Source organism: Pseudomonas sp. GW456-L13, assembly GCF_017350115.1.
Lineage (GTDB): Bacteria > Pseudomonadota > Gammaproteobacteria > Pseudomonadales > Pseudomonadaceae > Aquipseudomonas > Aquipseudomonas jessenii.
The window spans coordinates 565,973-581,763 of the sequence record NZ_JACNAS010000001.1 but is presented as its reverse complement, the minus strand read 5'-3'; the positions used below and the strand labels follow the sequence as shown (position 1 = coordinate 581,763).

At 57.4% G+C, this 15,791-nt stretch carries 15 protein-coding genes; 13 read left to right on the top strand and 2 right to left on the bottom strand.

Annotated features, from left to right (window positions below; all coding sequences use genetic code 11):
• The first annotated feature begins 159 nt into the window (after positions 1 to 159).
• The 10 genes from J4D25_RS02510 to J4D25_RS02465 all read left to right on the top strand — a co-directional run bounded on the left by J4D25_RS02510 (position 160) and on the right by J4D25_RS02465 (position 10,055).
• The gene (locus J4D25_RS02510) at positions 160 to 1,467 is read left to right on the top strand and encodes an amidohydrolase family protein (RefSeq protein ID WP_057715080.1); all 1,308 of its coding nucleotides are present in this window, start codon (positions 160 to 162) and stop codon (positions 1,465 to 1,467) included.
• A gap of 113 nt (positions 1,468 to 1,580) precedes the next feature.
• Positions 1,581 to 2,729, top strand: a complete 1,149-nt coding sequence (locus J4D25_RS02505) for an acyl-CoA dehydrogenase family protein (protein WP_057715079.1) — start codon at positions 1,581 to 1,583, stop codon at positions 2,727 to 2,729.
• Complete coding sequence (locus tag J4D25_RS02500) at positions 2,729 to 3,802, top strand: acyl-CoA dehydrogenase family protein (RefSeq protein ID WP_057715078.1); 1,074 nt, start codon at positions 2,729 to 2,731, stop codon at positions 3,800 to 3,802. Before J4D25_RS02505 ends, J4D25_RS02500 begins: the two co-directional genes overlap by 1 nt.
• Complete coding sequence (locus J4D25_RS02495; protein ID WP_057715077.1) at positions 3,799 to 4,599, top strand: crotonase/enoyl-CoA hydratase family protein; 801 nt, start codon at positions 3,799 to 3,801, stop codon at positions 4,597 to 4,599. Before J4D25_RS02500 ends, J4D25_RS02495 begins: the two co-directional genes overlap by 4 nt.
• 42 nt (positions 4,600 to 4,641) lie before the next feature.
• On the top strand, positions 4,642 to 5,766 hold the full coding sequence (locus J4D25_RS02490; protein ID WP_057715076.1) for an acyl-CoA dehydrogenase family protein: 1,125 nt from the start codon (positions 4,642 to 4,644) through the stop codon (positions 5,764 to 5,766).
• 24 nt (positions 5,767 to 5,790) lie between these two features.
• Positions 5,791 to 6,342, top strand: a complete 552-nt coding sequence (locus J4D25_RS02485) for a glutathione peroxidase (protein WP_057715075.1) — start codon at positions 5,791 to 5,793, stop codon at positions 6,340 to 6,342.
• 4 nt (positions 6,343 to 6,346) lie between these two features.
• Positions 6,347 to 7,228: a pantoate--beta-alanine ligase gene (panC, locus tag J4D25_RS02480; protein WP_057715074.1), complete on the top strand. Its 882-nt coding sequence runs from the start codon at positions 6,347 to 6,349 to the stop codon at positions 7,226 to 7,228.
• Positions 7,225 to 8,082 (top strand): cache domain-containing protein, encoded by an 858-nt coding sequence (locus J4D25_RS02475; protein WP_057715073.1) that lies wholly within the window; start codon positions 7,225 to 7,227, stop codon positions 8,080 to 8,082. The genes panC and J4D25_RS02475 overlap by 4 nt, the downstream gene beginning before the upstream one ends.
• A 42-nt stretch (positions 8,083 to 8,124) precedes the next feature.
• Positions 8,125 to 8,862 (top strand): alpha/beta fold hydrolase, encoded by a 738-nt coding sequence (locus J4D25_RS02470; RefSeq protein ID WP_057715072.1) that lies wholly within the window; start codon positions 8,125 to 8,127, stop codon positions 8,860 to 8,862.
• Positions 8,862 to 10,055: an MFS transporter gene (locus J4D25_RS02465; protein ID WP_057715071.1), complete on the top strand. Its 1,194-nt coding sequence runs from the start codon at positions 8,862 to 8,864 to the stop codon at positions 10,053 to 10,055. Before J4D25_RS02470 ends, J4D25_RS02465 begins: the two co-directional genes overlap by 1 nt.
• A 687-nt stretch (positions 10,056 to 10,742) precedes the next feature.
• Here the strand turns inward: J4D25_RS02465 and J4D25_RS02460 are convergent.
• Positions 10,743 to 11,192, bottom strand: a complete 450-nt coding sequence (locus J4D25_RS02460; protein WP_057715070.1) for an antitoxin Xre/MbcA/ParS toxin-binding domain-containing protein — start codon at positions 11,190 to 11,192, stop codon at positions 10,743 to 10,745.
• 199 nt (positions 11,193 to 11,391) lie between these two features.
• The gene (locus tag J4D25_RS02455; protein ID WP_057716617.1) at positions 11,392 to 11,646 is read right to left on the bottom strand and encodes a helix-turn-helix domain-containing protein; all 255 of its coding nucleotides are present in this window, start codon (positions 11,644 to 11,646) and stop codon (positions 11,392 to 11,394) included.
• A 111-nt stretch (positions 11,647 to 11,757) separates the two neighbouring features.
• On the opposite strand from J4D25_RS02455, the gene J4D25_RS02450 reads away from it, so the two are divergent.
• The 3 genes from J4D25_RS02450 (at position 11,758) to J4D25_RS02440 (ending at position 15,482) form a co-directional block, all read left to right on the top strand.
• Positions 11,758 to 12,339 carry a hypothetical protein gene (locus J4D25_RS02450; protein WP_057715069.1) on the top strand — a complete coding sequence of 194 codons (582 nt, stop codon included), beginning with the start codon at positions 11,758 to 11,760 and terminating at the stop codon, positions 12,337 to 12,339.
• Positions 12,336 to 13,721, top strand: coding sequence for a DEAD/DEAH box helicase (locus tag J4D25_RS02445; protein WP_057715068.1), 1,386 nt, complete (start codon positions 12,336 to 12,338; stop codon positions 13,719 to 13,721). Before J4D25_RS02450 ends, J4D25_RS02445 begins: the two co-directional genes overlap by 4 nt.
• Before the next feature lie 480 nt (positions 13,722 to 14,201).
• Positions 14,202 to 15,482, top strand: a complete 1,281-nt coding sequence (locus tag J4D25_RS02440) for a serine/threonine transporter (protein WP_057715067.1) — start codon at positions 14,202 to 14,204, stop codon at positions 15,480 to 15,482.
• Positions 15,483 to 15,791: the final 309 nt, after the last annotated feature.

Sequence of the window (15,791 nt, the reverse complement as noted above, 5' to 3'; positions counted from 1 at the left end):
GACAGGTCTTGCGCCTGCCGCGGTTCAACGCGTTCTGCCTCAAGGGTTTTTCCGCGCACCGGAATTAATATGAACACATTCAAAAAATGTGTTTAATTAAGTCGCGATGTGCACTATGATTCAGGCACAACAACAAGCCCGAATGCGAAGGGGAAAACAATGAAAGTTGAAGATCTGATTCTCGTCAGTGTCGATGACCACGCGATCGAGCCACCGAATGCTTTTGCTCGCCACATGCCTGCGCGCTTCAAGGGGCGTGAACCTCATGTGGTCAAGAAAGGCGATCGTGACGTGTGGGTCTTCGAGGAGCAGGCCACAGGCTACATGGGCCTCAACTCCGTGGTCGGTCGACCGAAAGAGGAATACGGCATGGAGCCGTTGGGCTACGACCAAATGCGCCGTGGTACCTGGAACATCAAGGACCGTGTCGACGACATGAACGCCAACGGCGTGCTCGGTTCATTGTGCTTTCCAACCTTCCCGGGCTTTGCCGGGCAACGCTTCCAGGTCCACGCTGACCGCGATGTGTCGATGGCCGCTATCCAGGCCTATAACGACTGGCATTTGCACGACTGGTGCAACGCAGCGCCAGGTCGCTTTATTCCCCTGATGATCGTGCCGTGGTGGGACATGAAAGCCGCTGCCGCCGAAGTCGAGCGCCTGGCCAGACAGGGCGTGCATGCACTCTCGATGTCGGACAACCCGGCGATTCACGGCTACCCATCGATTCACAGCGATTACTGGGATCCACTGTGGAAGGCCTGCAGCGATAACAAGGTGGTGATCTGCTGCCATATCGGCACCGGCGTTAAAGCCCAGCACGCATCGGATATGTCGCCCATCGACGCCTGGATTACCTCCATGCCGATTTCTATCGCCAACTCCGCCGCTGACTGGATCTGGGCGCCGATGTGGAAGAAATTCCCGGACCTGCGCATGGCTCTTTCTGAAGGTGGCATTGGCTGGATTCCGTACCTGCTGGAGCGCGCTGACTTCACCCACCGTCACCACAACGCGTGGACCAACTCCAACTTCGGCGGGAAGATGCCTAGCGACATCTTCAACAAGCACTTCATCACCTGCTTCATCGAAGACAATTTCGGGCTGAAGAACCTCGACTACCTGAACGCCGACATGGTGACCTGGGAAAGCGATTACCCGCACTCCGACTGCACCTGGCCGAACTCGCCGGAAACAGCGTGGGAAGGGTTGCAGCACCTACCAAAAGAAATGATCGACAAGGTCACTCACTTGAACGCAATGCGCGAATTTTCCTTTGATCCGTTCTCCATCCACGGTCGGGAAAACTGCACAGTCGGCGCGCTGCGTGCTCAGGCGACACACGTCAGCATCGAACCGGCCCTGGGCCTGGGCGGCGCCGACCATGGTCGTCACGACAACAAACCAGTGACTTCCGGCGACATCAACGCGATGTTCGCCCAGGCTGACGCGCAAACCGCGTTGTAAGTTGCCGCTGTTCTCTGCAGTCGTCGGCCAACGGCGACTGCGGGGGGCGGTTGCCGTCCTGTGGTCGCTTCATTCGAAGCGATTGCGCCTGTGTTCAGCGTTAGAGAGCGCATATGGCCATCAGTCAATTTACCTACAGCAGTATTCCTCCCGAGGCTGAGGCGCTTCGCGCAGAAGTGCGGGAGTTTATCCACGAAACATTGGCCGATTACCCGCCCACCCGGCGCGCCGAGTCCTGGATGGGCTTCGACGCCGGGTTCAGCAAGAAACTCGGCGCTAAAGGCTGGGTCGGCATGGCTTTGCCCAAAGCCTACGGCGGCGCAGAGGCGGGGCCTTTTGCCCGCTATGTGATCATTGAAGAATTGCTGGCCGCCGGTGCGCCAGTGTCGGCCCATTGGATCGCCGACCGCCAAAGCGGTCCGCTGATCAATCGCTTCGGTACCGAGCAACAAAAGCAGCATTACCTGCCGGCCATTTGCCGAGGTGAAAGTTACTTCTGCATCGGCATGAGCGAGCCCAATTCCGGATCGGACCTGGCGTCGATCAAAAGCAATGCCGTGTGTGAGGGTGATAGCTGGCTGCTCAATGGCCAGAAGGTCTGGACCACTAACGCCCACCATTCGCAGTACATGATTGCCCTGGTGCGTACCGGTGAAAAACAGGCCGCCCGGCATGAGGGCATGTCGCAATTCATCGTCGACCTGAGCCTGCCCGGCATCACCATCCGGCCCATCCGCGACCTGGCCGGTGGCGAGCACTTCAACGAAGTGTTCTTCGACAATGTGCGGTTGGCTGCTGATGCCTTGATCGGTACTGAAGGCAAAGGTTGGGAACAAGTGACCGCCGAACTGGCCTTCGAGCGTAGCGGTCCAGAACGGTTCCTCAGCTGCATGGCGCTGCTGAAAACCCTGATCGATGCGCTGGGCAAGACCCCCAACGCGTTACAGGCACGAGAAATCGGGCGTCTTTCGGCCAAGCTGCTGACCCTGCGCAATATGTCATTGTCGGTCACGGCACAGCTGGCAGCGGGTGAGCACCCAGCCTGGGCGGCTTCCTGTGTGAAAGACCTCGGCAATGCCTTCGAACAAGAAATCCCCGAGGTGGCCCAACTGCTGCTGGAAACCGAGCCACGGCAAGACGGCGGCAGCGAGCATGCCCGCGTGCTCGCCTACCTGACTCAGATGGCGCCCTCGTTTTCACTGCGCGGGGGCACTCGTGAAATTCTGCGCGGCATCATTGCCCGCGGCCTGGGGTTGCGATAATGCGCGAGATATTTGAAACGACGATTGAACGCCTGTTTGCCGATTTGGCGACGCCCGCTTATGTAATGGGCTGTGAGGGCGGGGAATGGCCGGCGGATTTATGGGCCGCGCTGGATGAGTCGGGCTTCACTTTGGCGGGTGTCAGCGAAGCGCTGGGCGGAGCCGAAGCCAGTTGGGCTGATATGTATGTGCTGGTGCGTGCCGCCGGACGCTTTTCCGTTCCGGCCCCATTGGGTGAGGCCTTGCTGGCCAACTGGCTGCTGAGCAAGACCGGTCTGGAGGGGCGAGCTGGCGCGCTGAGCATGGCTGCCAATGCCAGTCTGGTGCTCGATGGCGAGCGCGTTAATGGCACCGCCTATTCGGTACCTTGGGGGCGCAATGTCGAAGAGGTCGTCGCGATTGCCAACAGCTCGACGGGTGTTCCGCATGTGGTGTTGCTATCGCGTAGCACTGCCAGCGAACTCACGCTCAGTCTGAATGTGGCTGGCGAACCGCGTGATGACCTGGGTTTCACCAGCGCCCAGGTACTGGCGCAAGTGCCGCTGCCCAACGGGTTCGACGCCAATGTCCTGGAGCTGGGTGGCGCGATGCTGCGCGCGGCGCAGACCGCCGGGGCATTGCATGCGCTATTGGACATGACTGCCAATTATGCCGGGGAACGCAAACAATTCGGCAAGACCATCGGCTCGTTCCAGGCCATTCAACAGCAACTGGCGGTATTCGCGGAACAAGCCGCCGCCGCCGGGATTGCCGCCGAGGCGGCCTTCGTGGAATCCCGCTCAGGACTCGCAGCGCTGACCATTGCAGCAGCAAAAATCAGCAGCGCAGAAGCTGCCAGCGTCGGCGCCGGCATTGCCCATTCAGTGCACGGCGCCATCGGCTTCACCGAGGAATACCCCTTGCATTTGCTCACCCGGCGGTTGTGGGCGTGGCGCAGCGAATTCGGCTCGGCCAGCCTTTGGAGCCAGCGGCTGGGCGTCCGGGTTTGCCAGGGTGGCAGCGAGGGGTACTGGCCGTTACTGACAGGTCATGGCCAACAATCATTAACCCGACTTGTGAGTGATCCGGTATGAGTCAGTTTCTTCAGATTGAGCGCGATGGCGGTGTTGTCACCGTGCGCATGAACCATCCCGAAACCCGCAACGCCCTGACGACGCCCGAGCAGATTCAGGAATTTGTCGACCTCTGTGCCCAGTTACGTCGCGATCCGACGGTGCGGGTCATGGTGCTCACCGGTAATGGCAGCGCCTTCTGTGCCGGCGGCAACGTCAAGGACATGCATGAGCGTGGCGGCATCTTCGCCGGCTCGCCTTATGAGCTGCGCAATACCTACCGTGATGGCATTCAACGTATTCCCCTGGCGATCTACGAGCTGGATATCCCGGTGATCGCCGCCGTCAACGGCCCGGCGATTGGTGCGGGCCTGGATCTGGCGTGCATGTGCGACATCCGGCTGGCAGCGCCCAAGGCGATCTTTGCCGAGAGTTTTGTGCGCCTGGGCATTGTTCCGGGTGACGGCGGCGCCTGGCTGTTGCCGCGGATCATCGGCATCCCGAAAGCCAGCCTGATGGCGTTTACCGGTGACGCTATAGATGCTGCAAAAGCGCTGGAATGGGGTCTGGTAGAGCAGGTCTGCACCCATGAAACCTTGCAGTCGGAAGCGCAAGCCTTGGCGCGGCGGATCGCCAGCAACCCGGGCCATGCGTTGCGGCTGTGCAAGCGCCTGCTGCGCGAAGGCCAACATATGCGACTCGACTCGCTACTGGAATTGTCTGCTGCGTACCAGGCACTCGCCCATCACACCGAAGACCATCAGGAAGCGGTGGCCGCCTTTGTCGACAAACGCGAGCCGCAATACCGGGACCGCTGATTACTCAGTGCCAACAACAAGAATCGATCTGGAGTAAGCAAGATGCGTGGCGTATTTCGAGAAGACCACAACATGTTCCGTGATCAGGCCCGCCGTTTCGTGGACCGCGAAATCGTGCCTTACCTGCACGAGTGGGAAAAGAACGGCATCGTGCCCAAGGAAGTCTGGCTCAAGGCCGGCGAGAACGGCTTGCTGTGCTCCACGGTGCCCGAAGAATACGGCGGCCCGGGAGGCGACTTCGGTCATTCTGCGGTGATGATCGAAGAACTGGCGCGAGCCAACGCCACCGCGGTTGGTTTTACCACTCACTCGGAAATCGTCACCCCTTACATCGTTGCCTACGGCAGCGAGGAGCAGAAGCAGCAATGGCTGCCGCGCATGGTCAGCGGTGAATTGATTGGCGTGATCGCCATGAGCGAACCAGGCATCGGCAGCGACCTGCGATCCATGCGCACTTCGGCGCGCCGCGACGGTGATGACTACATCGTCAACGGCCAGAAGACCTTCATCACCAACGGCGGCAATGCCGGGCTGGTGGTGACCGCCACCAAGATTGATCCTACGGCCAAAGAGCTGACCTTGATCTGCGTTGAAGAAAGCCGTGCGGGTTTCGCCAAGGGACGTCTACTGGAAAAGATCGGCCTGAAAGGGCAGGACACCGCCGAGCTGTTTTTTGATGAGGTACGGGTGCCGGTTGGCAATCGATTGGGCGAGGAGGGGATGGGGTTCAAATACCTGACTCACCAATTGGCCTGGGAACGCTTGATCATTGCTATCCGTGCCGCCCAATCGATCGACACGCTGCTGGAAGAAACCATCGGCTACACCCGTGAACGCAAAGTCTTTGGCAAACCGGTTCTCGACTTCCAGAACACCCGCTTCAAGCTTGCCGAAGCCAAGGCCCAAGCCACCATGTTGCGGGTGTTCGTCGACGACTGCCTGGCCAAGGTGATGCGCGGCGAGTTGACGCCCGAAATCGCAGCGATGGCCAAGCTGCTGGGATCGGAAATGCAGGGCAAGCTGCTCGACGAGTTCCTGCAACTGCATGGCGGCTACGGCTTCATGAGCGAATACAAAATCAGCCGCGCTTGGGTCGACGCGCGAGTGGCCCGCATCTATGGCGGCACCTCGGAAATCATGAAAGAAATCATCGGCCGTACCCTTTGAAGCCAACCTGCATGAGGCAGACAAATGAGTAACTCCCTTTACGATATTTCGCTGAAGCAGATCGATGGCAGTGCCAGCCGCCTTAGCGATTATCGGGGCAAAGTCCTGCTGGTGGTCAACCTGGCTTCTAAATGTGGGCTGACCCCGCAATATGAAGGTCTGGAAAAGCTCTACCAGAGCAAGCATTCACAAGGGCTGGAAGTGCTGGGTTTCCCTGCCAACGATTTCAGGGAACAGGAGCCGTATAGCGATGCGGAAATCGCCGAGTTCTGTTCAGTGAACTATGACGTTCACTTCCCGCTGTTCTCGAAAATCTCGGTTGTCGGTACCGAGCAGCATCCTCTCTACGCTGAGCTGACCGCCGCGCAACCTGAGTCCACAGGCGAAGGCCCAATGCGCGAGCGTCTGCTGGGTTACGGCATCGAGTCTGCCAACACGACGGACGTGCTCTGGAACTTCGAGAAGTTTCTGATCGATCGCCAGGGTGCGGTCGTCGCTCGTTTCGCTCCGGACGTTGCAGCGGATGATCCGCGGTTGCTTGAGGCAATCGAGGCGCAATTGGCCAAAGAGGCGTAACGCGGTGCAGACAGTCGATACGGTTGGCGCGTTGCGTGCGCTCGTTGCCCGCGCCCGGGGTGAGAACAAGAAAGTCGCACTGGTGCCGACCATGGGCAATTTGCATGACGGTCATATCGCCCTGATTCATTGCGCAAAGCAGCGAGCGGACTTCGTCGTCGCCAGCATCTTCGTCAACCCACTCCAGTTCGGGGCCAATGAGGACCTGGCCAACTATCCCCGCACGCCCGATGCTGATCGCGAAAGACTGGTCAATGCCGGGTGTGATGTGCTGTTTGCCCCCGCTGTCGAACAGATCTATCCGGATGGAATGCTCAATCAGGCCATCGTCAGTGTGCCGAACGCTTCTGAAGGTCTTTGCGGTGCGGCACGCCCTGGTCACTTTGACGGCATGGCCACAGTCGTCGCCAAGCTGCTGAACATTGCCCAGCCAGACGTGGCGGTTTTCGGGGAAAAGGACTATCAGCAGCTGGCAGTCGTGCGCTCGATGGTCAGGGATCTCAACATGGTGACTGACGTTGTCGGTGCACCGACGATCCGGGCCGCGGACGGCTTGGCATTATCCTCGCGCAACGGCTATCTGACCGAGCATGAGCGCTCGGTAGCCCCCGTCCTCTACGCTTGTTTGAAGCAAATGGCGGCGAGTATCCAGCTCGAGAGGAGGGTGGCTGAGCGCCAGTTGATTGAATGTCATCAACGTATCAGCGACGCCGGTTTTCAACTGGAATACTTTGAAGTCAGGAATGCCCAGGATTTAACACCTGTGAAAAGCACCGATACTCACTTTGTGATTCTGGTGGCGGCGCGCATTGGCAAAACACGGCTCATTGACAATCTGACGGTGGACCTTCGGGCATCGGAAACTTCACCAGAGGAACAACAATGAGTCTTTATCGAGCGTTCGCTGCGTTGTGCCTGTGCTTTTTCTCCCTCGTCGGCTTTGCTCAGCAAGCACCGGTGGACGCTTACAGTGCTGACACCCAACGCGCCAATGCCTTGTTGGTAAAAGCTGTTGCCGAGTACAAAGCCAAGGGCGACTCCGCGTTGGCCGAGTTCAGTCGGCAGGGGGCCTTTATCGATGGTGAACTGTACATCTACGTGGTCGATACCTCCGGTGTGATGCTCGCCAGCGGTGGGCCTTCCGTTTCGCTGGTCGGCAAGCCGGTGTTCAGCGTCCTGGACGACGACCTCCAGGCGGCATTCAAGCATGCCATTGCACAGCCGGACGACGGCATTGTGCGTAGCGCCGAATACCGCTGGTGGAACTGGCAACACGCCAAGGTCGAGCGTAAACGCGTGTTCTATCAGCGCGTCAAGGATCGGTTGATCGTCGTGGGTTACTACATGCCACGGTCCTCCCCCGAACAGGCACAACAGCTGCTTGGGCAGATTTCGCGACAAGTTGCCAACGACGCGAAAACCACCTTCGGGCTCATTAATCAGCACGATAAACAGTTCACCGAGGATGATCTGTATGCCTTCGTGGTGGATCTCAAGACCAAGCGGTTTGTCGCTCACGGTTTTTCGCCCCGGTTGATCGGCACCGACTTCAACTCATTGCGCTCAGTCGATGGCAAGCCGATTGGCGAGGACATCCTCGAACAGATGAGCGGCCATGAAACAGGTGAGATCGCTTATCTGTGGCGTAACCCGATTACCGGGCAAAACGAATACAAGAGAACTTTTCTGCAGCGGGTAAACGGGTTCGTCGTCGCCGTGGGTTGCTATGCAGTCAAGTGATCAAGACAGGTACGACCGGTACCCACTCTCAGGAGCGTGCGCATGACTGATTTGGTATTGCTGCATGGCGGCAACCACGGCTCCTGGTGTTGGGGGCCCTTCGTTGAGGCGCTCAACCAGCAGCCTGGATGCTTCGAACGAGTAATTACCCTGGATATGCCAGGATGCGGTACCAAGCGCGGCCGTGATGTTGGGTCCCTGCGGCTCGATGATGTGGTTGATGAACTGAATGAGGACCTGCGTGCACTCGGCGTGAACCAGGCCGTCCTGCTTGGACATTCCATCGCGGGAGTTTTGCTTCCGATGATGGTCATGGCCGCTCCCCAACTGTATTCGCAGTTGCTATACCTGGCTTGCGCATTGCCCAGTGAAGGCCAATCAATTCTGCAGCTGCTTGGCACCAGGCTGCATGGCGAAAGCCCGGACCATGTCGGCTGGCCGCTGGACCCGGCGCAAACAACCCCTCAAGTGCTGGCCGTGGCGATGTTCGGTCAGGACTTGAGCGAGCAAACCCTTGGTTGGTTGTTAAGCGAAGTGAGCCAGGACACGACGCCACTTTGTGTTGCGACAGACTCCATCAGTCGCGTGGGATATCCGGGAATCATTCCGGCGAGTTACATCATCACCCTGCGCGACAACATCCTTCCCGTCGACTGGCAGCGGCGTTTTGCTCAACGTGCCGGCGCGGGCGTGGTTATCGAGATCGATACGGCGCACGAGCCGTTCGTATCACACCCGCAGTTGCTTGCGGATGTCGTACGGGGCCTAGAGCGGCAGTGATGGGCGACATCGGTGTTTTAAGCCGCAGTAATGGCAAGGCTATCGGCAGCAACTGGTTGATCCTGTCCATTATCTGCTTCAACTTTATCTCGTACGTCTGCAGTGGCTTGCCACTTGCAGTGTTGCCGGGCTATGTCCTCAATGACCTAGGCCTGACCTCGGTTTTTGCCGGCGTGGTGATTAGCTCGCAGTACCTGGCGACGCTCCTGGCTCGTCCGTTGGCCGGTGGCGTGGCTGACCGCCAGGGCGCCAAATACGCAGTGGTGTGTGGGCTCAGTGGCTTGATGTTGAGTGGCACCCTGACCGCGCTTGCGATCATCTTGCCCACCCAACCCTGGTTGACCCTGACACTCATACTGCTGGGCAGGCTGGTGTTGGGGGCCTCCACGGCCATGATCTCCACGCCTTGCTGCACCTGGGCCATTGGGTTATGTGGTGCGCCTCGGGCAGCACAGGTCATGTCGTGGAACGGAATAGCGGCTTACGGTGGTACGGCAGTCGGAGCGCCGCTGGGCGTGCTGCTGCGTAATTCGTTGGGTATCGCCAGTGTCGGGCTGTGCACGGTGTTGCTAGGCCTGATATTCCTGATTTTGGCGCTGGGCAAGCGCCCGGCGCCTTTGATCACAGGCGCCCGATTGGCATTCTATCGAGTTCTCTTCGCGGTCATGCCCAATGGTCTGGTCCTGGTGTGCAGTTCGGTAGGGTTTGGCGGCCTGACGGCATTCGTCGCACTGTACTTCGACAGCCAGGGCTGGGACCACGCCGCCTACTGTTTGAGTGGGTTCGGGGCTGGCTTTATCGTTGCCCGCTTGTCCTCGCCGGGAATACTGCAGCGATTCAGGGGCTACAAGGTGGTGGGCGGCTGCCTGCTTATACAGACCCTGGGCATGCTGCTGATATGGCTCGCGCCATCTCCTGCACTGGCAATTGCTGGCGGTGCGCTGACCGGGATAGGGGTGTCATGGGTCTATCCGGGGTTAGGGGTGGAAACACTGTCCAGCACTCCGGCGGCCAACCGTAATTCGGCGCTCAGTGCACTTTCTTTATTCTTTGATATCGCAGTGGGGCTGGCCGGCCCGGTGATGGGCCTGGTTGCTTCTGGCCTAGGCTATGCGGCGATATTTCTCTGTGCTGCGTTGATGTCGATGGGTGGATTTGTTGCGGTGCTCTATTTGTGTAGGAATAAAAGGTAGGAGCGATAAGAGGTGCTGTTGGTACGGATATCCGGCCCACGGCACAGCGGCGGTACTCGACAGCGGCTATCAAAAAACGGTTACCAACGCTACCACTTGGAAGACCCACTAGTAATGGCTTGTCGCTGGAAGGTTGTTAAGGCGGCATTCCGTTCCCGATTCCGAAAATCGGCACGAGGTCATCTGGAGTGGTCCAGCTTTCGCGGTGGACGTTGACTGGGCGGTGACGCGTCTCCCGTGGGGCGAGCTGTATCCCAGACGATGCGCATGAATGGCTCTTTATTAATGTTGTAGTGGAGGGTTTTCAACGCCAACGACTGCGCAATTGGTTGTCGCTTTACGGTGATCGACACCTCAGTGACTTGCCTGCTTTCTTGTCGTGAAGCTAGCGCCAAACATTCAGAACTAGCAGTCCGTCAGCATCGGGTTGCCTCTGCGCACACGGAACGATAGTCGTGAAATGGCCTGTCTCCGATCCTGATGGCTGTGCCCGATTCGTCCGTGGACAGACGCAATGATTCGCATCGACTCCATTCACCTCGACGTCAAGCGCATGGTCATGAGCACTGACATCGCGGTGGCGCGGATCGTGGAGGTCTTCGGTGCGGCGATGCCGCCGTCTATTCCCGGTCGGTTTAGCTGGAGGAAGAATCTCTCAATTCTGCGTTGCACCGACGTGCCCAACGATCAAAATGCGTACCCTTCAGCAACCTGTATTAGTAACTGCTCAACCTGGTGAGTGCCTTGTTTGGTTGAGAGCATTGCTATTGGACTTTTCCCAGAAAAATGATCCTTAGGCTTCGAGAGCCACGAACTGGCTTTCTCTCTTCTACCAAAAAGTACTTCTGCCATAGCGGCGATGTAGGCATGTCGAAATAAGCGCTCACTCTCATCCACCGTGAGTCTCTGCCCGAGCGTCAACCTGGAGCTGAGTGTCTTGTAAGGGATGATCTGGTCGCGTTGTTGCGGGGGGATTTTGCCCTGCTCGCAAAAAATGTTGATCCGATCGGCTAAAAAACCGGCATTGATCATCTCATGGATGTCCGAGTCTGAAGCGTCGATGGGGACATTGAGAAATTCTGACAACCGGTCCCGGAAGTCACTATAAGAATTCTCGTTCAGCACTTCGGCAAGCATGGCGCACCTTCATGGTTGGATCTTTGCCACTTAGTATCTGGCACATTGTATCGCATGAAAGCGCGCAAATTTTTACGGCCGCTGCCGCATGGGGTCATTTAGAACTGGAGGGGGTAGGGAAGCGCCCAATCACTAGGGCGTTCGGTCGGGGAAAAAATAATAGGGATAGCTAAATTCATGTCGACGCATGCTTGTTGGCTCAGTCGCTTGCCGCCAAATCAGAAGCCAATTCGTGAAGAGACAGCGCTTCAGGCAAGAGGAATTGAGGCTCGCATTCCAATACGCTAGCTATGCGATATAGCTTTTCCACGGTGATGTTGACTTCACCACGTTCAATACGCCCCATATAGCTACGATCGACACTGCAGGCATGCGCCAAGGCATCTTGGGAAAATCCTTTGGCCTTCCTTTGTGTCCGTATTCTTTCGCCCAATGCCTTTGCAAGCTGATGCATAACCGCCTCGGTTCCCATTGAGGCGGCACTATCGTGCGTTTGCGGATGAATCAACCACGGATTATAATCCGCATTTTGGCTGTTCCGCGAATTTCCCTTCCAGGTGCCTGCATGAAACCCGATTCATTCATCCTCGACAGGCGGCTCTACGACCTGTTTCAGCAGGGGCATCTACGCCAGTTTACGACCCAGGATCTACGTGACGCCTACGCTGCGCACCTGACGGGTATGACGTTCAACAGCAGCGACTTGCGTCGATATGTCTATGAGCAGATCCGACGCATGCTGCGTACCGGATGGGTCATTCAGGATGAAAAACGACAGAAGCGGGGTCAGATCTATCACTGGCAGGGTATTCCAGCGAACTTGCAGGTGGAACTCATCGATAATGGGTACGAGAGCAGTGCTAAGCCGGTGAATAAACCGTCTCATCAGCCCTTACAAAGCATTGACCCAGAGCAGCCAGGTCCAGATGTGATCGAGCACCTGGAATCCATACTCAAAGAGATTCGGCTCGATTTCCTTTCCTCGATGGGAGAGGCAGAGCGCTATAAGCAATTGCTTGACGAGATGCCGCACCTGAAAGACCAAGTCGAAGGTGAGTATCTGGAAGCTCGAGACCGAAGCTCTCGTCTTTTAGGACATCTGCGAGCGGTCGAAAAGACGCTCAAAACAGTCATGTCCGCGCGATGAAAGCATCACCGAGAAAATGGCAGAGCCAATGCATTGAAATTGCGCTTGAGCACTACAAAACAACACCACACTTCTTCTGTCAGGCGACTCCAGGGGCGGGTAAAACTCGAATGGCCGCTGAGCTGGCTCGACAACTGTTGGAGCAGGGCAAGATTGATCTCGTACTCTGTTTTGCTCCGTCATGCCAAGTAGTCGACGGCTTTCGCTCGACATTCTCCGCTGTATTGGGGAGGCGCCTTGATGGACTTATTGGCGCCGTTGGAGCTGCAAGTACCTATCAGGCCATGGAGCACCAGGATGACGACTTCTGGAAGCTTTTCGATGACTACCGTGTGCTTGCGGTGTTCGACGAGATCCATCACTGCTCCGGATACGATCCGCTTTTGAGCAACGCCTGGGGGCAACAAATTTTACTGAAAATGCAGGATCGTGCCGCCTTCACCTTAGCTCTATCGGGGACACCATGGCGTTCCGATGACAGAGGCATTGCGCTGGCTCGTTACTCCAACCCGGAAGGTCGATTGATTTGCGACTATCGCTACGGCCTTAAAGAAGCCATTTCCGATGGGGTTTGCCGGTCACCTCGCATCGTTCTGCTAGATAACCAGATGTTAAGGCTCAAAGAAGATTCTGCGAGCGACAGTACCGTCAAGCTTTTTCCTAGCATCGCTAAGCTACTGCATGAGTCTCCGGTCTCATACGAGGACCTGATTTGTCATGAGGATGCGCTCAACCAGTTGCTCAATCTGGGAAGCAAGAAGCTCGATGAAGTGCGGATGCTCAAACACAATGCCGCGGGCTTGGTTGTCGCCACGAATATCGAGCATGCTCACCAAGTCGCTATGGCGTTGAAGGACAGGGGCGAAAGCTTCCAGGTCGTGACCACCAAAACCCCGGACGCGCAACAGGTAATCAACGGTTTCAAAAATAGCGATTGCCGTTGGATTGTTGCTGTGGGAATGATCAGCGAGGGAACTGATATCCCTCGGCTCCAGGTATGCTGCTATCTCAGTCGAATTCGTACTGAGCTGCATTACCGTCAGGTCCTGGGAAGAGTCCTTCGTCGTATGGGCGAGATTGACGATCAAGCTTGGTTGTTCGTCTTGGCGGAGCCGACACTAAAGCGATTCTCACAGCGTATCGCCGATGATTTGCCGGAAGATTTGGCTGTCGTGTGCGCTGTAGGTGCATCAGCACCTGAGGCTTGCTCGACAGACGGTGAGTTGGATAGCTCGATTCGCTGTGCGCTGAAAGAACCATTCACCTCAGCCCCTACCGCTTCAGTACAGGAGGTGTTACCCCCGGGCGATCTGGCTTCTGTATCGACTTATCAAATAAGCTTTTCGAAAAGTTATCGCCAGCAATTGCTGGCCGTTTTCTGATGTGTTGCTTATCCAACACCAGGTCGTAACAGCCTTGGCCCAATCGCCGAGAAGTTCCGCTATCTAGCGGTTTTGCCTCCGGTCGACGGTAGCCTCTAGGTCGTTTTGTCTAGTGCGCTTACCGCGGAGTAATGGGTGAATGGTCACTCACCTCTCACGTAATAATTAGGGAGTGATACCCATTTTCGGGGTTCACTTTGTCACTCTCAAACGTCTGAACTACCTCGAAAAATGGCCTGTGGAGTCCAAGCGTCCGTTCAAAGATCGTGAAAAAAGTCCAAACAATACTGAAAACCTACGGCAAGCTCGCTCCCACAGGGGACTTTCGTCTACCTGGTACCACCGTTCCTCACCTAAGTCTTTGCTTCTGCTCACTAATCCTCCAGAATCGCGCCCCTGTTTCGGCCGGGCGCAGCCTGTCGGGTATTCCGACGCGTCCTGGCCGGGTGGCAAGTGACCGGAATGTGGAGATCCCACCGGATGAATGATCAGGCCAATAGCGTTAACGAACGCTATGTAGACGCGACACCCGCGACGCTTACGAGCTGGAATCGCCAAGACACCACCTGGATGCTGGGGCTGTTTGGCACGGCGATTGGTGCCGGAACCCTGTTTTTGCCGATCAACGCAGGCCTGGGCGGTTTCTGGCCGCTGCTGATCCTGGCGTTGCTGGCGTTTCCGATGACGTTCTACGCACACCGCGGGCTGACCCGTTTCGTGTTGTCCGGTCGCGAAGGCGCCGACATCACTGAAGTGGTGGAAGAACATTTCGGCATCAAGGCCGGCGCGCTGATCACGCTGTTGTACTTCTTCGCGATCTTCCCGATCCTGCTGATCTACAGCGTGGCACTGACCAACACCGTGGGCAGTTTCCTTGAGCATCAATTGCACATCACGCCGCCACCGCGCGCCGTGTTGTCGCTGGTGCTGATCCTTGGCCTGCTGGCCGTGGTGCGCTGCGGCGAGCAAATGATCGTCAAGGCCATGAGCCTGATGGTTTACCCGTTCATCGTGGCGCTGCTGTTTCTGGCGGTGTACCTGATTCCGCACTGGAACGGCGGCATTCTCGCCACAGCGAGCCAAGTGCCTGCGCCGTCGGCGCTGCTGCATACCCTGTGGCTGGCGATACCGGTGATGGTGTTCTCGTTCAACCACTCGCCGATCATCTCGGCGTTTGCGGTCGACCAGAAGCGTCGTTATGGCGAACACGCCGAGGAACGCAGCTCGCAGATCCTGTCCCGTGCCCATCTGTTGATGGTAGTGATGGTGCTGTTCTTCGTCTTCAGTTGCGTGCTGACCCTGTCGCCAGCGCAACTGGCTGAAGCCAAGGCGCAGAACCTGTCGATCCTGTCGTACCTGGCCAACCACTTCAGCAATCCGACCATTGCCTTTGCGGCGCCGTTGATTGCCTTCGTGGCCATTTCCAAGTCGTTCCTGGGGCACTACATCGGCGCCAGCGAAGGCCTCAAGGGTCTGATCGTCAAGAGCGGCAAGCGTCCGTCCGCCAAGGCCCTGGACCGTATGACCGCCGCGTTCATGCTGGTGGTGTGCTGGATCGTCGCTACGCTGAACCCGAGCATCCTCGGCATGATCGAAACCCTCGGTGGCCCGGTGATCGCGGCGATCCTGTTCCTGATGCCGATGTACGCCATCCGCAAGGTGCCGGCGATGGCACGCTATCGCGGTCAGGCGTCCAATGTCTTCGTGACGGCGGTGGGCCTGGTGGCGATTTCGGCGTTGGTCTATTCGCTGAGTGCGTGATTGCTGTTTGATTTGATGAGTGAATGACGGCTGATCCGGTTTTCGGGTTGGCCGTTTTTTTGGGGGGGCTCGGGGGTATTCGGTCTGCCGCAGTCGGCTGTAGGAGCGAGCCTGCTCGCGAAAAACGCCGGGACACCGCGGGGATTCAGACAGCCTGCGTTATCGTTGACGACCATCGCGTGCAGGCTCGCTCCTACAGAGGTTCGGGGATCTCAGCCATTACTCCAGAAACGGATATGTACACAAAAAACAGCCATAAAAAAACGCCGCTCATCTCACGATGGGCGGCGTTTTTCATTGCGTTGCAAC